This is a genomic window from Erysipelatoclostridium sp. MSK.23.31 (assembly GCF_019125875.1).
GTDB classification, from domain to species: domain Bacteria; phylum Bacillota_I; class Bacilli_A; order Erysipelotrichales; family Coprobacillaceae; genus Thomasclavelia; species Thomasclavelia ramosa.
Genome location: NZ_JAHOCB010000001.1, coordinates 195,392 through 218,407, shown reverse-complemented (window position 1 = coordinate 218,407; position 23,016 = coordinate 195,392). Strand labels below are relative to the sequence as shown.

Below are 23,016 nucleotides of genomic sequence, written 5' to 3'. Positions count from 1 at the left end.
TTTAATCTTCCATGCTTTTATTACGGATAAAATATTCAGTTAATCTAAGTGGCTGTTTTAAACCGTCAATTAGATTACTAGGATCATTGATTTTAACATGATATTTAATAAAAGGCTCTAAAAATTGTATATAAGCTTCTCTTGTATCTTCAGTGACAGTAATAATGAAATTTTTTTGATCGTTAAAAATTAGTTTAAACTTTATTTCTATTCCGATATCATTAGTTCGCATAAAAGAAACTTTTCTAACTATAATATTTAGTTCTTCAAGATTAGCATAATTACGTTTAGATAAGTAATTCTCTAATTCATTAAGATCATCTTTCATAAAAAATAATTTCATCCGGTCATGAAGATTTAGTTTTTCTTTGTATAACATAAAATTATTATAAAATAAATAGATACTAGAATTACGATAACTATAAACAAAGCCTAGAGTAATTAATAAGGAAATTGGATAAATAATAAAACTAAATGAGTGATCTACTGCTATTCCGTTAGTCACAATTAAATTCTTAACCATCATGGTAATTAAAAAAGGAATAGTAATAAAACAAATTAACTTAAATACTAATTTGATTAAAGAGGGAATTTGATAGCCGCATCTATAAATTGGTTCCATCATCTTCAACATCCTTTTTTCGTTTTAACATATCTTGATAAGAATATACGCAGCCACAATAACTTTGACGATAAAGATGATAGCTGTCAGCAAATCTTACCGATTTTAAATAACCATTATTTTTCTTAAAATCACTAAATAAGAATTTTGTTTTATTTTGAGCAAAACTTGCTCCAATTTCATTGATCCATTGACTATTTTTATGAGGTGAAACACTCAATACAGTTGTCCAATAATCAAAATTGTGTTCACAGCTATATTGAAAGGCATCATTCATCCTTTTTTGATAACAAAGATAACAACGTTTCCCTCCTTCTGGTTCATCTTTGTATCTACTAAGCTTATTTAAATATTCTTTTGGTAAATAAGGTTGTTCAATAACTGTGATATTTTGATGATAATCTTGATTAAACTGTTTAATAAAGCTGAGTAATTCTTGATAACGACGATGATATTCAGCATTTGGATAAATATTAGAATTTGAATAATAAATTGTAATTTCAAAGATATCAGATAGTTCTCTAATTACATTGCCGCTACAAGGACCACAACAAACATGTAGTAAGAGACGTGGTCGCGTATTTTTTATTTTTGTTAATTCTTCTTTAAATTTTAAGTCATAATTTATTTTCATAAATTGATTATAGCATAGTTTATTCTTGAACGTATAAATAAATTTTATGGTTTAATATATGCAAAACCTTCAGTTTGTTTTTGTGCTAATTCAACAACACCAGCTGGAACGATCGTAATAAATTGATAAATATCAGCAGCAGTGAGGTGATTAGCTGCTAAAGCATTGTTACATGCTATAAAAGTTACGTGTTTTTTTGATAATGCGGTAAACATTTTTGCTATTTCATGATCATAATCGAGCTGATAGGCGATAACTGCCTCACTGTTTGCAAGAACTTCGATTTGATAATCGATATTTTGGACTTGATAATAATTGCTCATATTAGTAACATTGCCTAAACAAAGTTGCCATTTTGTTAATTCATCAACATGAAAGATAATTTTCATCATATACTCCTTTAATTAAATTAAACAATTGTATTTACTGGTAGCATCTATAAAATTGTTAGTGATTATTTGGCGCTCTAAATAATATTTAGCTAGTTGTTCGTCATTCATTTGATCTAATTGATCATAGAAATAAAGAATTAATTTTAAATATTGTAGATCATCTGAGTCGAGATGCTCAAGTAATAATGTTTGGGCTTCTAAATATTTATGTTGCTCCATTAGTTCTTTGATTTTTAAATAAATTAAATCGCTTTGAGTATAATTAGACTCATCTTTAATAGTATAACTTACAGTTTCGCTATTAAAAAATAATTTAGCTAAAGCTCTGGCAGCACTTTGAATTTGACGGATAATAAAATCTTCTTTATGATATGAAAACATGTTCTCACTTCCTCTACTTTTAATTCTATCATAATAAAAGAAAAAAATGTAAATCTCTTTAAGATTTACATTATAAACATACTATCACCAAAACTAAAGAAACGATATTTTTCATCGATTGCTTCCTGATAAGCTTTAAAAATAAATTCTTTACTTGCAAAAGCACTGATCAACATTAATAAAGTTGACTTAGGCAAATGAAAGTTGGTAATCAAACAGTCGATTGCTTCATATTTATAACCTGGATAAATAAAGATATCAGTATTTTCATGAACAGATGTAAATTTTCCATATTTTTTCATATTAGCTTCAAGTGTTCTTGTTGAAGTTGTACCAACTGCGATAATTCGTTGACCGTTTTGTTTAGCTTGATTTAATTTGTCAGCAACATCAGGTTCAATCATATAATATTCACTGTGCATATGATGTTCTAGAACATCATCAACTTTTACCGGTCTAAAAGTTCCTAACCCAACATGTAAAGTTACATCAAGGATTTCAATTCCTTTAGCTTTAATTTTTTCAATAATTTCATCAGTAAAATGAAGTCCTGCGGTTGGAGCAGCAGCACTTCCTTCAATTTTAGCATAAACAGTTTGATAACGATTTTGATCATCTAGTTTTTCTTTAATATAAGGTGGAAGTGGCATCGTTCCCAATTGATCTAGGATTTCATAGAAAATTCCTTCATAGATCATCTTGAATACTCGAATTCCTTCTTCTTTAATCTCGACACATTGAGCTTTTAAAAGGCCATCACCAAAAGTAATTATAGTATCAATTTTAACGATTCGAGCATTTCCAACTAAACATTCCCACATATCGTTGCCTTGATCTTTTAATAGTAGGACTTCCACATGACCGTTAGTTTCTTCTTTAATTCCAAATAAACGAGCGGGTATTACTTTAGTATTATTTCTAACTAGGATATCACCAGGTTTTAAATAATCTATAATATCATAAAAATGTTTATGTTCAATTGTCTGCTGATTACGATTTAAGACCATTAAACGTGAAGTATCGCGTTTATCTAATGGGGTTTGGGCAATTAGTTCTTCAGGAAGATTAAAATCAAATTCACTTATTTTCATCTTAAAAAGCCCTCTTATATACGTCATGACCGTACTTATCTAAAAATTCTTCTTTAAAGTCAAGTAAGCGATCTTCTTTAATTGCTTCACGAATATCACTTGCTAACTTCAGTAAAAAGTTAACATTATGAATCGATAGTAATGTTTTACCAAAGATTTCATCACATTTATGTAAATGACGAATGTATGCTCTAGTATAGTTTTTACAAGCATAACAGTCGCATTCAGGGTCTAGAGGTGTAAAATCATATTTAAATTTCTCATTATTAATATTTAAACGTCCCCTGCTTGTCATTATTGCACCGTGGCGAGCTACGCGAGTAGGTAACACACAATCATACATATCGATTCCACGAATGGCACATTCGATTAGATCAATTGGATTGCCAACTCCCATTAAATAACGGGGTTTATCTTCAGGCAACCATTTGATAGTATCATCAACCATTTTATACATTACATCTTTAGGTTCTCCAACACTAGTCCCTCCGATCGAATAACCGGGGAAATCCATCGCGACTAATTCTTTAGCACACTGTTCTCTCAAATCAGGGAATTCACCACCTTGAACAATTCCAAATAAAGCCTGTTTTTCCGTGTTTTTGTGTGCTTCTTTTCCACGTTTTGCCCATCGTAAAGTTCGTTCCATGCTATTTTTCATATATTCGTAGGTACATGGATATGGGGCACATTCATCAAATGACATAATCATATCAGCACCTAGTTTATTTTGAATTTCAATTGCTTTTTCTGGTGATAAAAACAATGAACTTCCATCAATAATACTTTTAAATTTTACGCCTTCTTCTTCGATTTTTCGTGTTTTACCTAGAGAAAAAACTTGGAAACCACCACTATCAGTTAGCATTGGTCCGTTATAATTCATAAATTTATGTAGTCCCCCAGCTTTTTCGACAACATCTTCACCGGGACGTAACCATAGGTGATAAGTATTAGCCAACACCACTTGTGAGTGCATTTCTTTTAACATTTCTGGGGAAATTCCTTTTACGGTAGCTAGCGTACCAACGGGCATAAACATTGGAGTTTCGACATCACCGTGAGGGGTATGTAAAATTCCATAGCGAGCACCCGATTGTTTACAAACGTGTTTTAATTCATAAGTTATTGCTGCCATAATCATCCTCCTTAAAGCAAGCATTATTATACCGCAATCTTGCTCTATTTACAATTTTAGTTTGCAATAATAAAACCCTATAAAATTATAGGGCTAAATAAGATTTAAATGTTGTAAAGCATGGTAAATACCATCTTCTTCAATATCTTTAGTTACATAATAAGCAAGTTTAAATAATTCTGGTTCACCATTTCCCATCACAATCGCATGTTTAACATATCTAAGCATTGCTTCATCGTTAAAACTATCACCAAAAACATAAGCATCATCTTTATCAAGACCAAAGTAATCTAGTAAAAATTGAATTCCTGTAGCTTTAGAGCATCCTAAAGGAACAATTTCTCCAAAGTCTTCTGCTCTAGTAATATATTCAAAATCTTTTGTAATCTCAGACTTAAAAGTTTCAATATCTCCATGTTCATCAAACCAGACAGCTAGTTTATCGAATGACAGGTTAGGGTCATCAAAAGTTGATAAGTTAAAAGTTGGTGTAGCTTCATAGCGCTCTTTGACTCCTTTTAAAAAGGGGTGACGAATATTTTGATCAAAATAAACGGTATTTTTTCCTTCAAGAACACCTTCGACATTAGTTTTTCTAATCAAATCTCGAACTTCAAAACATCTTTCTTGACTCAATGTTTTTGAAAATAACACTTCATCATGATAACGAATATATGTTCCACAACCACAAACATAACCATCAGGATCTAATTCCTTGATACACTCATCAATTGATGAAAAAGGTCTGCCTGTATTAATAAAAATCAAATGTCCTTGTTCTTTTGCTTTTTGTAGTCCTTCAACTGTACTTTTAGGGATAGTGTGTGTTGTTTCTGATAAGATTGTGCCATCTATATCAAAAAACATAATTTTATTTGTTGCCATAATTACCTCCATGATAATTGCATTATACAATAACTTACTTTTATCAACAATTGATTATCTAAAATAGAAAAAATATTTAATTAAGCCGCTAATTAAATATTTCTAAAAGTATATTTCTTATATGAAGCAAGAGAATCTTTGAATCTACGTTTACTAATAGGCAACACGGTACCATCTTCAAGAGTTGTACTTTTATTCTCAATATTGATAACATATTTCCAGTGAACTAAGTAAGACTGGTTGATCATATAAAAATCTTCACAGTTAATAATGCTTTCGATATTAGATAGTTTATATTTATTTGTCTTAATAACTCTATCAGTTGTGTGAATATAACAAATATGACCATAACTTTCACAATAAAGAATTTTCTTACATTTAATAGTTGTTAAACCATTTTTATCTTGTAATGATATAACACGATTATCACGATTTAATTTAGAAATTAAATGTTTGATTGGCTGGATCAATCCTGTTTCAAGATTTTCTTTTTTAACGAAATCAAAGGGATGAACACTAAAAGCATTAAAAACAAGATCATATTTATTAGTAATGAAAATAATAGTAGTATCATCATGGTTCTGGAGATAGTTTTGAGCTAATTCAATCCCATTTAATGATGGCATATCAATATCTAAGAACAGCACATCATAATATGTATCCATATGAAGTTTTTGAGGATTATTAAAACAAGTAATAGTAGGGTCAATACCGACACTGTTAAAAATACTTTTTACTTTATATTGAACAATTTGTAAAATTCTTTGATCATCATCAACTAGTGCAATATTATACATAATTATCTCCTTTTAAATGCTCTTACTTATTATACACAATCAATAAAATAGTTGCTGAGGATACTTTAAATTGGCCTAAAAAATTATATTTTGACCGAATTTGTCAAAATATAGCCCGAATTTGTAAAAGTGCGGACAGGGCATTTAAATTATGATAATTTTAATAGCGAGGGGTGAAGATTTTGTTTGAATTCTTAGCAGAGAAGATAACGCAAGTGTTAGAAACAAAAAATATCATTGTAAGAGATCGGGCAATATATAAATATGGGATAGAGACGTGGATTTCTGCATTAGCTAGTATCTTATTATTGTTGGTTGTGGGGATCATCTTTAATTGTATACTAGAGGTAATAATATATGAGGCGGTATTCTTTATTTTAAGAAGATTTACGGGAGGCTATTATTGCACAACACATTTTGAATGCATGAGTCTGTATATTGCAATTTTTACTCTTTATATGGTATTAAGGGAATATTTAAAAGTATCGATTGTTATGGTTTGCATAGCCATCGCAATATCATTAATAATTATTATTAGTCTTTCACCAGTACAATCGAACGATCAACAATTAACTGAATTGGAACAAAGAAAGTATCACCTCTATAGTACCTTGCTATCCATAATTGTAGGTATTTCCTGTATTGTTTTAAGATTTTTAAATATTCCAGTTTATTCAATTCTAACATATTCGTTTTCTTTACTTGCTATCCTAATGCTAGGAGGAAAGGTAGTCAATCGTCGCAGTTGATTGCCTCTCCAAATTAATTTATTTAAATATTTATAAGGGTTAGTTATTACTAACGCTTTTTTTGTTGTTGGTATTAAAGTTAAAGATAATCGTATAGTTTATTAGTAGTGAAAAGAGAGATGATCAAAATATGTATACAATCTTACAAAAAACTACGAATTATCATTGTTTTTTTTATTCAAGCAAGATACAATATGAAAGTATAAAATAATGTAGGGGGAAATAGTATGTACAAGATTGTCAAAAAAGAAGTACTAAATGATGTCGTTGAACTGATGGAAGTTCATGCACCATATGTTGCTAAAAAGTGCGAACCAGGCCAATTTATTATTTTACGCGTTGGTGAAGATGGTGAAAGAATCCCATTAACAATCGCTGATTTTGACCGTGAAAAAGAAACAATTACAATCATTTATCAGATTGTTGGTTATTCAACTAAAGAATTAGCTAAATTAAATGAAGGTGATGAATTGACAGATTTTGTTGGGCCATTAGGAGTTCCAACAGTATTACATGAGGCTAAACATGTAATCGGTGTAGCTGGTGGGGTTGGTAGTGCACCATTATTCCCGCAACTTCGTGAATTAGCAAACCGTGGTGTTGATGTTGATGTAATCATTGGGGGACGTGAAGCTCAATATGTACTATTAGCTGATGAATTTAAAAAGTTCTGTAAAAATGTTTACATTGCAACTGATGATGGTTCATTAGGAACTAAAGGTTTTGTTACTAATGTATTAAGTGATTTAATTGAAAAAGGTGAAAGCTTTGATGAAGTAATTGCGATTGGACCAGTGCCAATGATGAAAGCAGTTGTAAATGTTACTAAACCTAAAAATATAAAAACTTCAGTATCTTTAAATCCAATTATGATCGATGGAACAGGGATGTGTGGATGCTGTCGTGTCAGTGTTGATGGAAAAATTAAATTTGCTTGTGTTGATGGTCCTGATTTTGATGGACTTCAAGTTGATTTTGATGAATTAATGCTGCGACAAAGAATGTTTAAGGAAGAAGAACATACTGTTAGTGAAAATGCTAATCGTATGTGTAATTTAATGGGAGGTGTCAAATAATGCCAAACATGTCATTAACAAAGGTAGTAATGCCAGAACAAGAACCAGATGTAAGAAATAAGAATTTTGAAGAAGTAGCTTTAGGATACACTAAAGAAATGGCAATGGAAGAAGCTACACGGTGTTTAAATTGTAAACATCAGCCATGTAAACAAGGGTGTCCAGTTGGCGTACCAATTCCTGAATTTATTCAAGAAGTAGCTGCTGGAAATATGGAAGAAGCATACAAGATCATCACTAGCGAAAATGCTTTACCAGCTATTTGTGGTCGTGTTTGTCCGCAAGAAAATCAATGTGAAGGTAAATGTGTCCGTGGGATTAAAGGTGAAGCAGTTGGTATTGGGCGACTTGAAAGATTTGTTGCAGATTATCATATGGCTAATGGAAAAGCCCCTGAATTAGATATTAAGAGTAACGGGATTAAAGTTGCAATCATTGGTTCTGGACCAGCCGGAATTACTTGTGCTGGAGAACTTGCCAAAAAAGGTTATGAAGTAACTGTTTTTGAAGCACTTCATAAAACAGGTGGAGTATTATCTTATGGTATCCCTGAATTCCGTTTACCAAAAGCTTTAGTCCAAAAAGAAGTAGATAGTGTTGCTGCTTTAGGTGTTAAATTTGAAACTAATGTTGTAGTTGGGCGTTCAATTACAATTGATGAACTTCAGGAACAAGGATATCAAGGTATTTTCATTGGTAGTGGGGCAGGCTTACCACGTTTTCAAAATATTCCTGGTGAAAACTTAAATGGTGTATATGCAGCAAATGAATTTTTAACACGGGTCAACTTAATGAAAGGTTATGAATTCCCTAATCATCCAACACCAGTTAAAATTACTGATACTGTATGTGTAATTGGGGCTGGTAACGTTTCAATGGACTGTGCTCGTACAGCAAAACGTTTAGGTGCAAAAAATGTTTATATTGTTTATCGCCGTAGTGATAAAGAAATTCCAGCTCGTGCTGAAGAAGTACATCATGCTAAAGAAGAAGGCATTATTTTTAAATTATTAACTAACCCAGTTGAAATTCATGGTGAAGATGGATGGGTCAAATCAATGGAATGTGTTGAAATGGAACTTGGAGAACCTGATGAATCAGGAAGAAGAAGACCAGTTGTTAAAGAAGGATCGAATTTTGTGATTGAAACCGGAACTGTAATTGTTTCAATCGGACAGAGTCCTAATCCGTTGATTCGTCAAACCACACCAGGATTAGAAACTCAAAAATGGGGTGGAATCATCGTTGATGAAGATTCTATGAAAACAAGTAAAGAGGGCGTATATGCTGGTGGTGACGTTGTTACTGGAGCAGCTACAGTAATTCTAGCAATGGGAGCTGGTAAAACAGCTGCTAAAGCAATGGATGAATATCTTGCCAATAAATAATTGAATTCCTAGGTAATCCCTAGGAATTTTTTTAAAATAAAATGGTTTTCTTGTTATAATGGTAAATAGGAGGAGCAAAATATGGAACAAAGTATAACATTTGTGGATGTAGAAACACCTAATTATCAAAATAATAGTATTAGTTCAATTGGTGTTATCAATGTTGATGGTGATGGTGTTGTAACAACTAAATATTTTCTTGTTGATCCCGAGGCACATTTTGACCGTTTCAATATAGAATTAACGGGAATAACCCCAGAAATGGTTGCTGACCAACCAAATTTCAAAGAAGTGTGGTCTGAAATAGAACCATATTTTACAAATAGTTTAGTGGTTGCCCATAATGCTGTTTTTGATTTAAGTGTTATCAGTGCTTGTCTGCAACGTTATGATCTGCCTATCTTCCCTATTTTTTATACATGTACTTATCGAATCAGTCGCGCTTTAAAGATTCCATCCAATAGTTATAAATTAAATGATTTAAGTAGTTATTATCATGTAACCTTGGATAATCATCATAATGCTTTAGCGGATAGTAAAGCATGTATGGAAATATTTTATTATTTATTAAAAGAACCAAATTTGGAAACTTTAGATCAGTATGTTAAATGCTTTGAACCAACCAAAGGAAATAAAGATAATAAAAAATATTTAGAGGTACTGATTGGTCTTTTAACCGGAATTGGATTTGATAACTATTTAAATAAAAAAGAAATTAGTTTTTTAAATAACTGGTTAACTAAGAATCAGCTTCCTTATGAGTATGCTAATATTGTCAAGGAATTAAAAGCTGTTTTGAAAAATGAATATATAACACATTATCAATATTTACATATTCTTAATGAACTCCAATATATGAAAAGTATTAAAGCTAAAAATATACGTTCATTATATGAGTTTATGGCTATTTTGGAAGGGATCAGTTGTGATGAAGTTATTAATGATGATGAAATTATGGAGTTAAATAAGTGGATGAAAGAAAATGAACAATTTAAAGGTACTTATCCCTTCAACCGAATTTTAAATAAATTAGAGAAGATTATCATTGATAAACAAATAAGTACAATAGTTACAGATGAGTTGTTATATTATATCAAAAATTTCTTTAAACCAGAGCTTGATCAAGGTGATTTATTTGATGTCAAGAATAAAGTTATTTGTTTAACCGGTAATTTTTGTTTTGGGGAACGAAGTCAATTAGAAAAACTTATTGTTCTAAAACAAGGAATTATAAGTAAAAGTGTGACAAAAAAAGTTGATTACCTGGTTTTAGGAAGCAAAGGGTCAGCTGGATATAAATATGGGAAGTATGGTGCTAAAACAAATAAGGCTTTGACAATGAAAAGTGAAGGTCATAAGATTGAATTAATTAGTGAAGCCAGATTAATGGAAGTTTTGAAACTTTCTAAATAAATTGATGTGAGGTAGATGATGAAAGTATTGGTGATTTATTGTCATCCCAGCAATAAAAGTTTTACAGCTAGGATGAAAGATGAGTTTATTAGAGGATTGGAAGACGGAGGGCATACTTGTCAACTTATTGATTTGTATCAAATTAATTTTGATGAAACATTTAGTGAAGAAGAATACTTAAGAGAAGCCTTTTATGATCAAGCCTTAAAAGTGCCTGAGGATGTTCAAGCACATCAAAGACTAATTAATGCAAATGATGCGGTTGTGTTTATTTATCCTGTTTTTTGGACCGAGGCACCGGGAAAACTGGTCGGGTGGTTTCAACGCGTTTGGACTTATGGTTTTGCTTATGGGACTGAGACTAAAATGAAACAGTTAGATAAAGTACTGATGCTTGTCACGATGGGTGGCGACCTAAGTGAAGAAATTCGTCAGCAGCAGGTTGCAGCAATGAAAGTTGTGATGTTAGGAGATCGAATTGGTGAACGTGCCAAAACGAAGGAAATGATCGTGTTTGACCGTATGTCCCGAGATTATCCGGTACGTGAAGTAAATTATTCGAAAAACTTAAAACGTGCCTACTTATTAGGAAAGGAATTTTAGAAGAATGTATAAAGAACGGGTCAAAGAAAATTTAGAAACCACAAGATTACGATTAAGAAAGTTTAAATTAAGTGATAAAGAAGCAGTTTATAAATATGGAAGAGATCCGCGAACTCTAAAATATCTTGAATGGATTGGGGTGACTACTCGTGAGGAAGCTAGAATAAGCATTGAAGAATATTATTTAAGTCGTGCAGGAATTTATGCAATTGCTTTGAAAGAAAATGATTTATGTATTGGAGCGATTGATATTCGTTTAGATGAAGCTAATGATAAAGCTAGTTTTGGGTACTTATTGGATCCCGATTACTGGAATCAAGGATATATGAGTGAGGTATTATCACGAATTTTAAAACACTGTTTTGAAGACATAAGAGTAAACCGGGTTGAAGCAATTCATTATAGATTAAATCCGGCCTCTGGGAAAGTGATGGCAAAATGTGGAATGAAGCAAGAAGGAATAGGAATTCAAGAGCTAAAAATAAAAGGCCTTTATCATGATGTGGTGCATTACGCGATAACTCAAGAAATGTGGCAAAGACGTTGATATCACGTTATTGCAACGCAAAGTTGACAAAAATAATTAAAGTGCAATGGCAAGTTGGTAGTAAAAAAGTAACTGCATAATTATGATTTGGGTGAGGTGATAAAGATGAGTTTAAGTGATAACTTAAGAGCTTTAAGAAAACAAAAGGGGTATTCACAAGAACAATTGGCAGAGCGTTTAAATGTTTCTAGGCAAGCTGTTTCGAAATGGGAAAGTGATAATGGTTATCCAGAGATGGAATCGTTAATTATTTTAAGTGACCTGTTTGAATGTACTATTGATGATTTATTGAAAAATGATTTGACTCAACATAATCCAACAGCCAAACAAGCGTATGATAAACATTATAGTCTAATAGCAAAGGCCTATACATTTGGAGTTGTTTCAATCTTGCTGGGGGTATGCGCATATCTATTTGCTGAAATTTATTTTTCGGAAAATACAAAATCTGAGTTTATTGGCGAAATTATTTTCTTGTTTTTTGTTTTAATTGGGGTAATTACATTTGTTTATTTTGGAATGAAAGATAGTCATTTTAAAAATAGTCATTCTGAAATAACAGATTATTATACGGATAGTCAAAGAAGTGAATTTAATCAAACATATTCATTGAGTATCGCAACTGGGGTAGGAGTGATTTTATTTGCAGTTGTTTTACAGATTTTAATAGAGAATTTATATAATGAAAATCTAGCTAATGGTTTATTTATGGTGTTTGTTACTATTGCAGTTGGAATTTTTGTATATTTTGGAACACTAAAAAGTAAGTATGACCAAGTTGATTTAAAAGTTATTAAGCAAGAAAAAAGGAATAAAAAAGTCTCAATATATTGTGGTATCATTATGATGATTGTTACAGCAATTTATCTTGGCTGCTCATTTACTACAAACGCCTGGCATATTTCATGGATTGTTTATCCTATCGGGGGAATTATTTGTGGCATTGTTTGGCTCCTTTTTGAAGCACATGAAGAAGATTAGAAAAATGCTAATCTTTTTTGTTTTGCGCGGATAAATAGCAAAATGTAAATTATTGTATGTAGTTATATTAAGAGGGTCATGTTAAGATTAAAGGGTAGGAGGGGATAATTATGAGCTTAGGAAAACGGATTCAGTCGTATCGAAAACAAAAAGGATTATCACAAGAGCAGCTGGCATCAAGATTAAATATTTCCAGACAAGCCCTATCAAAATGGGAATCTGATATAAATGTCCCCAATATTGATAAGATTATGGATGTAGCAAAAGCTCTAGAAATCACGCTTAATGAATTACTTGGTTTAGAAGAAGATTCAAATGATGAGTATGCTAAGTTGGAAAGTATTTTAAATCAAGTGGTGTTAACTCAAAATAATGAGATTATAAGAAACAAGAAATATTTAAAAATGGGTTTGGTAATTGGGACGGGAATATTTATAATTCTTGCTCTTGTTATGTGGAGTGTTTTAAATGATATTAAAGGAATTAAAAGCACGATTGGAAATAATAATGCAGGTTTAAGTAATCAGATCAATATAATCAATAACCAATTATCATCATTAGAAAATTCTCTTTTTGATCAGCTTCAAGAACAATTACAAGCCCAAGGTTCTTTACTAAGCTCTTTTGAGCTTCAAATTGAGGATATTGATTTTAAAACACAGACAATGAAAGTCAAAATTGATCTAGTTGTTAAGAATTATGAGGATACTAGTAGTGTGGTAGTTGTTTTAGATTATGAGCATTATGATGATCGGTCATATCTATTAACATTAAGTGATGGACATTTTAAGACAAGTGAAGATTTACCTATTGATAATATTTTAAATGCTGCCGTGACAATTGGAACAGATAGTAAACAAGCACAGTTATTAAAAAATGTTGCAGATTATATATTGCCTGAATTGAAACTTAATTATGGTGAAGTTTATGAAATAATCTATCAGCAGGATTCGTTAAACATTACGTTAAACCCAGATGATACTGTAAATTTGAATGAGAGTGGTATATTGTCAAAATATAAAAAAGATAATAAATTAGTAAAATTCGATGGGTTTTATTATTTAAATGATCAGAAGCATACTGTTAAAGTTACAACAGATAAGCAAAGAAATATTCTTTTTTCAATTCCTGCTAATGACTTTAAGAATGGTGATAAACTAAAAATAGTAATTAATTTGGTCGATAAAACGGGGATCACTTCTCAAATTGAAAAGAATTTTATTGTAGCAATTATAGATGATTCAGTTAGTCTGTATGAAGAATAAAGCACTAGTATTATATTAGTGCTTTTTATCATGATAAAACTAAATAACATTTAGATATTATAGTGATAATAAAGTTAGAAATTTCTAAAACAATTATTATCATGATAAAAAATACTGTTATTTTGTTTAGAATTCGTGTATAATTGCCATGAAGGAGTGATAACTATGTATAAATATTTGGAACCATATGCAGCAATGATAGAATTTTTAGGGAAGGCTTTAGGCGATAACGTTGAAATTGCGTTACATGATTTAACTTCAAAAGAGCAAGAAATCGTTGCAATTGCTAATAACCATAACTCAGGAAGAGAAGTTGGGGCTAAATTATCAAATTTATCATTACATTATTTAGAAGAAAAACAGTATTTAGATAATGATTATGTAATGAATTACAAGACAACTGGACCAGATGGAAAATTAATGCGTTCAGCAACTTATTTTATTAAAGAGCCTGGTAAGGAAATGCCAGTAGGTATGCTTTGTATCAATGTAAATATTTCTGATTTAGAATATTTAACATCGACGATTAAAAAAATCTTAGGTATTAAAGATGAAAAAGATATTGAGTTTAAGATGGATAATCCAGTTGAAATTTTATCTTCACCGTTAGATGAAATGATTGATCTTTATATTAAAGAATGTTTAGAGAAAATGGGTTTCCCGAGTTATTTCTTAGCAGAACGTTTGAATGTTGATGAAAAGATCAAGGTTGTTAAATACTTACAAGAAAAAGGTACTTTTAAAGTAAAAGGAGCTATTGTTTTAGTAGCTGAAAAATTGGCAGTTTCTGAACCTACAGTATATCGCTATTTAAAAAAGATGGAAAAATAGGAGAGTAAAATGAAAGAATTAGTATATGTAAGTGGTCATAAAAACCCTGATACCGATTCAATCTGTTCGGCAATTGGATATGCTTATTTATTAAAAGCAATTGACCGTTATAATGCCGTACCAGTAAGATTGGGTGAGGTAAGTCGGGAGACTGAGTATGTTTTAAAAAGATTTAATTTAGAAATACCAACTTTATTAAAAACTGTTAAGCAAAAAGTAGAAGATTTAAACTATGATAAAGTAACTGTATTTTCAAAAGAATTAACATTAAAGACTGCATGGTCTTTAATGAAACAACAGAACTTAAAATCAGCACCAATCTTAGATGATCATGGACAATTATTAGGATTATTATCAACTTCTAATATTGTTGAAGGATATATGGAAAAATGGGATAGTAGTTTATTAAAAGATGCGCATACACCAATTGAAAATGTAATTGATACATTAGAGGCATCAGTAATTTATTTAAACCATAATTTAAAAACAATCGAAGGTGATCTTCATATTGCAGCAATGCGTGGTGAAGAAGCTAGTAAACGTGTTAGACCAGGAGATATTGTAATTATTGGTGGTGATCGTGATGATGCTGTTAATTCAATGATTGATGCTGAGGTTTCATTGATTATTTTAACTGGGTCTTTGGGTGTTGAAGCTGAAGTACTAAATAAATTAAAAGAAAAGGGAATCAGTGTTATTTCAACTTCTTTTAATACATATTTAACTTCACAACAAATTATTCAGGCAATTCCGGTAGAATATATCATGCAAAAGGGAGATTTAAAATTATTCTCAACAGATGATACATTAGATCATGTAAAAGAGGTCATGAGTGAAACAAGATATCGTAGTTATCCAGTTCTTGATCTAAATAATCGTTGCGTTGGAAGTATTTCTCGTTTTGCTTTATTAAAAGGATTAAGAAAGAAAGTTATTTTAGTTGATCATAATGAGCGTGGTCAATCAATTCCTGGAATTGAAGAAGCTGATATTTTAGAAATTGTTGACCATCATCGTGTTGCCGATATTCAAACGATCGGACCGTTATTATTTAGGGGTGAACCATTAGGATCAACGGCAACGATCGTAACAAAGATTTTTGATGAAAATGATGTAGAAATTCCTCAATCTATTGCTGGGGCTTTATTAGGAGCAATTATTTCAGATACATTATTATTCAAATCACCAACATGTACACCTGTAGACACTAAGGCTGCTCGTAAATTAGCTAAGATCGCTGGGGTTGATATTGAAGAATTTGCTATGGAGATGTTTAAAGCAGGAACTTCATTAGTTGGTAAAACAGTTGAAGAAATCTTTAATCAAGATTTCAAAAAATTCCCATTTGAACAAGGAACTGTTGGTGTTGGACAAGTTAATTCAATGGATATTGAAGGATTTATGCCATATAAAGCAGATATGCTTGATTATATGGACAAATTTGCAGAAGACAACCGTTTAGATTTTACTTTATTATTATTAACAGATATTATTAATGCTAATAGTGAAATCTTTGTTGCTGGGCCTAAACCATATTTGGTTGAAGAAGCATTTAATATTAAATTAAATGATCATCAAGCGACATTAAAAGGGGTAATTTCTCGAAAAAAACAAGTTGTTCCAGCAATCACAGCAGTAATGAGTAAATAAGATGAGATTAGATAAATTTTTGAAAGTATCGAGAATTATTAAGCGTCGTACTTTATCAAAGGAAATTAGTGAAAGTTCACGGGTAAAAGTTAATGGTAAAGTCGCTAAACCAAGCACAAAACTTAAAGTTGGTGATGAAATCGAAATTGAATTTGGACGTAGTCGTCTGACTGTTAAGGTTAAAGAACTTCGCGAACATGTCTTAAAAGAAGATAGTACGATGTTATATGAAATAATTAATGAAGAACGAATTGAGCGAGATTTAAATTAGAAACCAGTATTGGTTTCTTTTTTATAAAATGATATATTTTTATTATATTGGTTGACTTTTACTCATTAGAAAAGTTATCATAATATATGGCGATAGGATTGTTACTATTAGATTAGGCAAGACCAAATTGGAGAAATACGAATAACGTGTAGCTATATGCAGTTGTTTTCGTATAAATTTCAATTTGGTCTTTTATATTTTATTTAATAGGATTAATTATATTATCGCTGTTCTATACGGAAGAGGAGGATAAGATGAAAGGATTAAAAAAATTATTTTCAGCTATGCTGGTGCTGACAATGCTTTTTGGGACGATTGCAAATGTTGGTATGGCAAAGATTTATGCAGCTGAAGAAGGAATGAAGCGGGTGTTTTCTATTGATGCCGGGAGAAAATACTTTTCAGAAGAACAGCTTTTACAAATTATTGATAAAGCTTATTTAAATGGTTACACAGATGTTCAAATTTTGTTAGGGAATGATGCATTACGTTTTTTCCTAGATGATATGTCAATTACTGTTGATGGTAAGACATATGCAAGTGAAGCGGTGAAAAAAGCAATTACAGCAGGAAATGATCATTATTATAAAGATCCAAACGGTAATGCTTTAAATGAGACTGAAATGAATCGGATTGTTGCTTATGCTAAAGAAAGAGGATTACACATTATTCCAGTTATTAATAGTCCTGGTCATATGGATTCTATTTTAGTTGCAATGGAAGAATTAGGGATGAAAAATGTACGTTATAGTTATAATGGAAAAGAATCAGAACGTACAGTTAATATCGAAAGTGATGAAGCTATTGCATTCACTAAAGAGTTAGTAAAAAAATATGTTACCTATTTTGCAAATGCAAATGTATCTGAAATCTTCAATTTTGGTGCTGATGAATATGCCAATGATGTGTTCAGTAATCCAGGATGGGGAGAATTACAAAAAATTGGTTTATATGATGAATTTGTTGTTTATGCTAACGATTTAGCAAAAATCATTAAAGATGCAGGAATGAAGCCAATGTGTTTTAATGATGGTATCTACTATAATAAAAAAGATAGTTCTGGAACATTTGATCAAGATATTATCATTTCATACTGGACTGCTGGCTGGTGGGGATTCAATGTCGCTAAAGCTGAATATCTTGTAAATAAAGGTCATAAGATCTTAAATACTAATGATGCATGGTATTGGGTATTAGGAAATATTGATGCCGGAGGATATAACTACAATAGTACTGTAAACAATATTAACAATAAAAAATTTACTGATGTAACAGGTGCTTCAAATGAATTACCAATTATTGGAAGTATGCAATGTGTATGGTGCGATACTCCTAGCAAAGAGCATGATATGGATAGAATTATAAAGTTAATGGATCTTTATTCACAAAAACATACAGATTATTTGATTCGTCCTGCAGATTTTACAAAAGTTGATGAAGCAATTGCTAAGATTCCTGAAGATCTAAGCATTTATACAACTGAGTCAGTAGAAAAGCTTAATACAGCAATTGATAATATTGATCGTAGCATCCGAGTTACAGAACAAAGTATTGTTGATGGGTATGCAGCCGCTATTGAACAGGCAATTATCGATCTAACATTAAAAGATGCAGATTATTCAAAAGTTGACGAAGCAATTGCAAAAGCTGAGGCTTTAAATAAAGATGAGTATACAGATTTTTCAAAAGTTGATGCTGCTGTTAAAGCTGTTAAACGGGGCTTAGATATCACGAAACAAAAAGATGTTGATGCGATGGCAGCTGCTATTAATGAGGCTCTTGCGGCATTAGAAAAGAAAGAGGCAGTAACACCAGATAAACCAAATTCAGAAAAAGTAGATTCACCAAAAACAGGTGATACAACAAATACAATGGTTTGGTTAAGTTTTGCGGCAATGAGTATTTTAGCTAGCACATTAGTTTTAAAAAAACGTAAAACATATTAATAGACGATAAAAATAAATAGTTATAGTCATTGATTCATAATAAGAAGTCTAATTTTATTAAAGTTAGGCTTCTTTTATATTGCAGTTAAATATTAGCAGTGCACAAAGAAAGCCTTTACATTTATAATGATATAGTATAAACTTTATTTATACCAATGAATTATAATCATTCTATTAAATAGAGGGAACTATGAAGAGAGTAATTAGAGAAATTAAAAAAGCTGGTTCGATTGCAATTATTATAGCAATGCTGTTAAGTTTCGTACCGACAGGAATTTTTGCCTTAAATGAGTCCAATTATAAAGAACCATTGGTATTTGCGGATTTTGAAGGTAATGATTCAAATGTTGACGGATCAAACAATGCGGCGGTTAGTTTTATTGAGGGATTTGCAACAGGAACGGGAAAATTAGTAGCTAAACTAGAGCTTGCCAATAGTGGTGATCCTAGTATTAGTGAACGTAGTTTGGTAATAACAAAAGAGACATCAGTCGATGTTTCAAACTACAAGTATTTAACTTTTTGGATCAAAGACAATGGAACGAATAGTGCTAAAGTCCATTTAATTGATGCCAGTGGTAATGCTACTAGTGGCAACTGGACAGGGAATGTAACGGCGGGTAAATGGAGTCAATTATCTGTATCTTTAGATCAATTTAAAAATATTGATTTAAGTAAGATTACTGGTGTTGTTATCGGTGAATGGAATAAAGGTAGTTATTTAATTGATGATGTTCAATTTACAGATGTCTTGGCTAAAGATTTAAAATTAAGTGCAAGTAAAAACACAGGTACATATAATGATAGTTTTGAAGTTACCCTTACGGCTGGAGAAGGACAATCAATCTATTATACAGTTGATGGAAGTCAGCCAACTATTAGCAGTACTAAATATAGCAATAGTCTTACAATCGATGAGTCTATGACTTTAAAGGCAATTGTAGTCGATAATCAAAATATTAGTGAAGTTTATGAATTTGATTATATTATTGATCATCAAGATAATCGGATTTATACACCTGTAGTTGTTCAAACATTTGAAGACCAAAATAATTTTAGTGCAGCTAATGGGGCATCGGGGACAATTGTTACAAATGAAAAACATAGTGGTGAACAAAGTCTAAAATATGTAAAAACTAAGAGTGAAGCCGCTAGTACTAGTAAAGGAAGTATAAAAATTGATTTTAATCATGCTGTTAATGCGGCAGATTTAAAATATTTAATTTTCTATATCAAAGATACCCAAGGAAGTAACACCCTTCAAGTATCATTGATTGATACTGATGGAAAGGAGTCAGATTTTGGATGGCGAAGTCCAAGTACAACAAAGGATAAATGGGTCCAATATTGTATCAAAGTATCTGATTTTAATAAGATCGATAAAACTAAAATAGCGGGAATTAGAATTGGTGAATGGAACGCAGGAACATATTATCTAGATGATATTTATTTTGATAATTATTTATATTCGGGATTGCCAAGTTTAGTACCGACTAAACCGGAAGCCAATATAAGCGATGGTTATATTTTTAAAGATAGGTTAGCAGTAACTTTAAAAAATGATAACAATGCACCAATGTATTATACAATGGATGGTAGTACCCCAAATGTTGATAGTACTAAATATAGCGGTGAAATAGAATTATCTAAAACAACAACACTCAAAACAGTTAGTTTTGATAATGGAAAATATAGTGAAGTAGTGGAATTAGCATATATAAAAGATACAAATATCCCTAGTGATGTTAAAGCTGATAAAGTAGCAGGAAAGTATACAAAACCAATTAAAGTAACATTAAGTAATGAAGATAATCTTGCTATTTATTATACGATTGATGGGTCGACTCCTTCAAAAACAAGTTCTAAATATACAACGCCAATTTCTATAGGTGAAACTACCGTGCTTAAGGCGGTAACTTATCAAGGTGATAGTGCTGGAAATGTAATGACATTTAAATATCAATACCCAACAGTGCCATCCGAAGTTACAGCGAGCATTCCGGAAACTAAATTTACTAGTAGTAAGACGGTTGAATTAATTAGTGATATTGATGCGAATATTTATTATACAACAGATGGCAGTGTTCCAAGTCTGACTTCATCACGCTATGATCAGCCTCTTACAATTAGTAAATCAATGACAGTTAAAGCAATTGCTGAACGAGATGGTAAAACAAGTGCAGTAACAACATTAGATTATATTATTGCGCCAGTAGCTGTTCAAGCTGACAAACCAGCGGGAACTTATGATGGTTCAGTAGTGGTGGAATTTAGAGTTCCAAATAATGATCAAGTAGAAATTTATTATACAACAGATGGCAGCGTTCCAACAGTGGCATCAAATCATTATACTCAACCGCTACGGGTTAGTGAAAATACAACTTTTACTGTTGGAGCAACATATAAAAATAGTAATGATATTGGTGTGGTTACAAATCACACATATATAATTAATCCGATTACTGAAGCTAAGGCCCCAGTGATTACGCCAGGTAGTGGTACTTATGGTCAAAGGCAGTTAGTGTCAATGAGCAGCGATACTCAGGATAGTAAGATTTATTATACAGTGGATGGCTCAATACCTTCTAGGGACAGTATGGAGTTTAAGGAACCGTTTTATGTTAAACAAGATACTGTGGTCAAAGCAATTACAGTAACAAAAAATGGTATTAGTGAGATAACTGTAAATGAAATTAAAGTTAATCAAGAAGCTTCAAATTTCTTAAAAACAGATGGAAAAGTAATTCGTAATAATTATGGTGCTGGAGAAAAAATTCAATTAAAAGGAACTAATGTTGGTGGCTGGCTCGTTATGGAAGAATGGCAATGTCCAACTAGCGCACCAGATCAAAAAACAATGCTGGAAACATTTACAAAACGTTTTGGTGAAGCAAAAGCTTGGGAGTTAATTAATACTTATCAAGATAATTGGTTTACAGAAGCTGATTTTATAACTTTAAAAGAAGAAGGAGTAAATTGTCTTAGATTACCAATCACTTATTTTGAGATGGCTAATTTAGACGGAACGCTTAAAGAGACTGCATTTGATCGTTTAGATTGGTTTATAGAAGAAGCAGCTAAACATGGAATCTATACATTGATTGATATGCATGGTGCATTTGGCTCACAAAATGGTAAAGATCATTCCGGTGATATTACTTATCCTGATCAAGGTGATTTTTTTGGAAAAGAAGAAAATATTCAAAAAACAATTAAATTGTGGGAAGCAATTGCAGCTCGTTACAATGGAAATGAGTGGGTTGCTGGTTATGATTTATTAAATGAACCAGGTGGAGCATTAGGTACTGAACAGTTTGAAGTGTATGATCGTATTTATAAGGCAGTAAGAGCAATTGATCAAGATCATATCATTCAAATTCAAGCAATTTGGGAACCAACGCACCTACCAGCTCCAACATTATATGGCTGGGAAAATGTTGTTTATCAATATCATTTCTATGGATGGGATGATATTAATAATTTAGAATATCAAAAAGCTTTTATTAATAGTAAAATAAAATATGTAAATGAAGATACTAATTATAATGTACCGGTTTTTGTTGGTGAGTTCACTTTCTTTACAAATATGGATAGTTGGGAATATGGTTTAAGTGTTTTTGATGAACAAGGCTGGTCATATACAAGTTGGACATATAAGGTTGCTGGAGCAAATAGCAGCTGGGGAATGTACACAATGCCTAAAAATGACAGTACCAATGTGAATATTAATACTGATGATTTTGAAACAGTTAAAGCAAAATGGTCAAATTTTGACTTTACGAGAAATACTAGTATTGCTGATGTATTAAGTAAACATTTTAAAATAGTAAGTAGTGATTTGATTGCTCCGGTAATAGAAGGTAATGATGCGGCTGTTATGGTTGGTGTAAAAGCAACAGTAAGTGAAATCCTCGACTTATTTATTAAGGATGATCAAGATGGTGTGATTGATATTGCGAAAGCAGATATTACAACTGATTTTGATTGTAGTAAAGCAGGGGTATATACAGTAACAGTAGAAGCTAGTGATAAAGCAGGTAATATAAGTGAAGCAGCTTTTACAATTACGGTTAAAGAAGAAACAGTTATTGATCCTGATGTGGTTGAAAAACCAGATTCATCAAAATCAGAAGTTTCAGTAAATAAGCCGGTCAAAACAGGGGATAATGAAAATATTATTGGTGATTTAATGATTTTAGGATTATCAATGATAGCAGGTGTTATCTTATTGAAAAGAAGAAAAGAAATTTAATTAGAGGTAGTAACGAGATAAATTCTCGTTACTATTTTTGATATAATGCATGGTTATGTATTTAAAGAAACGTTATAATAAATATATGGCACAATGAGGAGGCA

At 31.4% G+C, this 23,016-nt stretch carries 21 protein-coding genes; 13 read left to right on the top strand and 8 right to left on the bottom strand.

Going from position 1 to position 23,016, the window contains the following annotated elements:
* Nucleotide 1 precedes the first annotated feature (1 nt).
* The 8 genes from KSU54_RS00980 to KSU54_RS00945 form a co-directional block, all read right to left on the bottom strand.
* Nucleotides 2-625, bottom strand: coding sequence for a hypothetical protein (locus tag KSU54_RS00980; RefSeq protein WP_003536931.1), 624 nt, complete (start codon nt 623-625; stop codon nt 2-4).
* The gene (locus tag KSU54_RS00975) at nt 606-1,256 is read right to left on the bottom strand and encodes an epoxyqueuosine reductase QueH (RefSeq protein WP_003536934.1); all 651 of its coding nucleotides are present in this window, start codon (nt 1,254-1,256) and stop codon (nt 606-608) included. The genes KSU54_RS00980 and KSU54_RS00975 overlap by 20 nt, the downstream gene beginning before the upstream one ends.
* Before the next feature lie 44 nt (nt 1,257-1,300).
* Nucleotides 1,301-1,645, bottom strand: a complete 345-nt coding sequence (locus KSU54_RS00970; protein ID WP_008793094.1) for a DsrE family protein — start codon at nt 1,643-1,645, stop codon at nt 1,301-1,303.
* Nucleotides 1,646-1,660: 15 nt separating this feature from the next.
* On the bottom strand, nt 1,661-2,029 hold the full coding sequence (locus tag KSU54_RS00965; RefSeq protein WP_003536937.1) for a DUF6483 family protein: 369 nt from the start codon (nt 2,027-2,029) through the stop codon (nt 1,661-1,663).
* Between the two features lie 65 nt (nt 2,030-2,094).
* A complete protein-coding gene (queA, locus tag KSU54_RS00960; protein WP_008793093.1) occupies nt 2,095-3,120 on the bottom strand; it encodes a tRNA preQ1(34) S-adenosylmethionine ribosyltransferase-isomerase QueA in 1,026 nt (341 codons plus the stop codon).
* Nucleotide 3,121: 1 nt separating this feature from the next.
* On the bottom strand, nt 3,122-4,258 hold the full coding sequence (gene tgt / locus KSU54_RS00955) for a tRNA guanosine(34) transglycosylase Tgt (protein WP_008793092.1): 1,137 nt from the start codon (nt 4,256-4,258) through the stop codon (nt 3,122-3,124).
* Between the two features lie 93 nt (nt 4,259-4,351).
* Nucleotides 4,352-5,143 carry a Cof-type HAD-IIB family hydrolase gene (locus KSU54_RS00950; RefSeq protein WP_008793091.1) on the bottom strand — a complete coding sequence of 264 codons (792 nt, stop codon included), beginning with the start codon at nt 5,141-5,143 and terminating at the stop codon, nt 4,352-4,354.
* A 92-nt stretch (nt 5,144-5,235) separates the two neighbouring features.
* Complete coding sequence (locus KSU54_RS00945; protein WP_003536945.1) at nt 5,236-5,940, bottom strand: LytR/AlgR family response regulator transcription factor; 705 nt, start codon at nt 5,938-5,940, stop codon at nt 5,236-5,238.
* Nucleotides 5,941-6,113: 173 nt separating this feature from the next.
* On the opposite strand from KSU54_RS00945, the gene KSU54_RS00940 reads away from it, so the two are divergent.
* The 13 genes from KSU54_RS00940 to KSU54_RS00880 all read left to right on the top strand — a co-directional run bounded on the left by KSU54_RS00940 (nt 6,114) and on the right by KSU54_RS00880 (nt 22,912).
* Entirely contained in the window at nt 6,114-6,689 is a 576-nt protein-coding gene (locus KSU54_RS00940; protein ID WP_003536947.1) for an accessory gene regulator B family protein, read from the top strand.
* 227 nt (nt 6,690-6,916) lie between these two features.
* Nucleotides 6,917-7,765: a sulfide/dihydroorotate dehydrogenase-like FAD/NAD-binding protein gene (locus tag KSU54_RS00935; RefSeq protein ID WP_003536950.1), complete on the top strand. Its 849-nt coding sequence runs from the start codon at nt 6,917-6,919 to the stop codon at nt 7,763-7,765.
* Nucleotides 7,765-9,153: an NADPH-dependent glutamate synthase gene (gene gltA / locus KSU54_RS00930; RefSeq protein WP_003536952.1), complete on the top strand. Its 1,389-nt coding sequence runs from the start codon at nt 7,765-7,767 to the stop codon at nt 9,151-9,153. Before KSU54_RS00935 ends, gltA begins: the two co-directional genes overlap by 1 nt.
* 81 nt (nt 9,154-9,234) lie before the next feature.
* A complete protein-coding gene (locus KSU54_RS00925; RefSeq protein ID WP_003536953.1) occupies nt 9,235-10,566 on the top strand; it encodes an exonuclease domain-containing protein in 1,332 nt (443 codons plus the stop codon).
* Nucleotides 10,567-10,584: 18 nt separating this feature from the next.
* Nucleotides 10,585-11,169, top strand: a complete 585-nt coding sequence (locus tag KSU54_RS00920) for an NAD(P)H-dependent oxidoreductase (RefSeq protein ID WP_009300681.1) — start codon at nt 10,585-10,587, stop codon at nt 11,167-11,169.
* 4 nt (nt 11,170-11,173) lie between these two features.
* The gene (locus KSU54_RS00915) at nt 11,174-11,716 is read left to right on the top strand and encodes a GNAT family N-acetyltransferase (protein ID WP_003536955.1); all 543 of its coding nucleotides are present in this window, start codon (nt 11,174-11,176) and stop codon (nt 11,714-11,716) included.
* Between the two features lie 105 nt (nt 11,717-11,821).
* The gene (locus tag KSU54_RS00910) at nt 11,822-12,697 is read left to right on the top strand and encodes a helix-turn-helix transcriptional regulator (RefSeq protein ID WP_003536956.1); all 876 of its coding nucleotides are present in this window, start codon (nt 11,822-11,824) and stop codon (nt 12,695-12,697) included.
* A 110-nt stretch (nt 12,698-12,807) separates the two neighbouring features.
* Complete coding sequence (locus KSU54_RS00905; RefSeq protein ID WP_003536957.1) at nt 12,808-13,962, top strand: helix-turn-helix domain-containing protein; 1,155 nt, start codon at nt 12,808-12,810, stop codon at nt 13,960-13,962.
* Between the two features lie 165 nt (nt 13,963-14,127).
* Nucleotides 14,128-14,793, top strand: a complete 666-nt coding sequence (locus KSU54_RS00900; RefSeq protein ID WP_003536958.1) for a helix-turn-helix transcriptional regulator — start codon at nt 14,128-14,130, stop codon at nt 14,791-14,793.
* A gap of 9 nt (nt 14,794-14,802) precedes the next feature.
* A complete protein-coding gene (locus KSU54_RS00895; protein ID WP_003536959.1) occupies nt 14,803-16,443 on the top strand; it encodes a putative manganese-dependent inorganic diphosphatase in 1,641 nt (546 codons plus the stop codon).
* Between the two features lies 1 nt (nt 16,444).
* Entirely contained in the window at nt 16,445-16,714 is a 270-nt protein-coding gene (locus KSU54_RS00890) for an RNA-binding S4 domain-containing protein (RefSeq protein ID WP_003536960.1), read from the top strand.
* A gap of 254 nt (nt 16,715-16,968) precedes the next feature.
* Nucleotides 16,969-18,660: a family 20 glycosylhydrolase gene (locus KSU54_RS00885; protein WP_003536961.1), complete on the top strand. Its 1,692-nt coding sequence runs from the start codon at nt 16,969-16,971 to the stop codon at nt 18,658-18,660.
* Between the two features lie 190 nt (nt 18,661-18,850).
* Nucleotides 18,851-22,912, top strand: a complete 4,062-nt coding sequence (locus tag KSU54_RS00880) for a chitobiase/beta-hexosaminidase C-terminal domain-containing protein (RefSeq protein ID WP_008793084.1) — start codon at nt 18,851-18,853, stop codon at nt 22,910-22,912.
* The last annotated feature ends 104 nt before the right edge of the window (nt 22,913-23,016 follow it).

Bases quoted from the DNA above. Each gene is read 5' to 3' on its own strand.
- KSU54_RS00980 (WP_003536931.1), bottom strand. From the start codon at position 625: ATGATGGAACCAATTTATAGATGCGGCTATCAAATTCCCTCTTTAATC.
- KSU54_RS00975 (WP_003536934.1), bottom strand. From the start codon at position 1,256: ATGAAAATAAATTATGACTTAAAATTTAAAGAAGAATTAACAAAAATA.
- KSU54_RS00970 (WP_008793094.1), bottom strand. From the start codon at position 1,645: ATGAAAATTATCTTTCATGTTGATGAATTAACAAAATGGCAACTTTGT.
- KSU54_RS00965 (WP_003536937.1), bottom strand. From the start codon at position 2,029: ATGTTTTCATATCATAAAGAAGATTTTATTATCCGTCAAATTCAAAGT.
- queA (WP_008793093.1), bottom strand. From the start codon at position 3,120: ATGAAAATAAGTGAATTTGATTTTAATCTTCCTGAAGAACTAATTGCC.
- tgt (WP_008793092.1), bottom strand. From the start codon at position 4,258: ATGGCAGCAATAACTTATGAATTAAAACACGTTTGTAAACAATCGGGT.
- KSU54_RS00950 (WP_008793091.1), bottom strand. From the start codon at position 5,143: ATGGCAACAAATAAAATTATGTTTTTTGATATAGATGGCACAATCTTA.
- KSU54_RS00945 (WP_003536945.1), bottom strand. From the start codon at position 5,940: ATGTATAATATTGCACTAGTTGATGATGATCAAAGAATTTTACAAATT.
- KSU54_RS00935 (WP_003536950.1), top strand. From the start codon at position 6,917: ATGTACAAGATTGTCAAAAAAGAAGTACTAAATGATGTCGTTGAACTG.
- gltA (WP_003536952.1), top strand. From the start codon at position 7,765: ATGCCAAACATGTCATTAACAAAGGTAGTAATGCCAGAACAAGAACCA.
- KSU54_RS00925 (WP_003536953.1), top strand. From the start codon at position 9,235: ATGGAACAAAGTATAACATTTGTGGATGTAGAAACACCTAATTATCAA.
- KSU54_RS00920 (WP_009300681.1), top strand. From the start codon at position 10,585: ATGAAAGTATTGGTGATTTATTGTCATCCCAGCAATAAAAGTTTTACA.
- KSU54_RS00915 (WP_003536955.1), top strand. From the start codon at position 11,174: ATGTATAAAGAACGGGTCAAAGAAAATTTAGAAACCACAAGATTACGA.
- KSU54_RS00910 (WP_003536956.1), top strand. From the start codon at position 11,822: ATGAGTTTAAGTGATAACTTAAGAGCTTTAAGAAAACAAAAGGGGTAT.
- KSU54_RS00905 (WP_003536957.1), top strand. From the start codon at position 12,808: ATGAGCTTAGGAAAACGGATTCAGTCGTATCGAAAACAAAAAGGATTA.
- KSU54_RS00900 (WP_003536958.1), top strand. From the start codon at position 14,128: ATGTATAAATATTTGGAACCATATGCAGCAATGATAGAATTTTTAGGG.
- KSU54_RS00895 (WP_003536959.1), top strand. From the start codon at position 14,803: ATGAAAGAATTAGTATATGTAAGTGGTCATAAAAACCCTGATACCGAT.
- KSU54_RS00890 (WP_003536960.1), top strand. From the start codon at position 16,445: ATGAGATTAGATAAATTTTTGAAAGTATCGAGAATTATTAAGCGTCGT.
- KSU54_RS00885 (WP_003536961.1), top strand. From the start codon at position 16,969: ATGAAAGGATTAAAAAAATTATTTTCAGCTATGCTGGTGCTGACAATG.
- KSU54_RS00880 (WP_008793084.1), top strand. From the start codon at position 18,851: ATGAAGAGAGTAATTAGAGAAATTAAAAAAGCTGGTTCGATTGCAATT.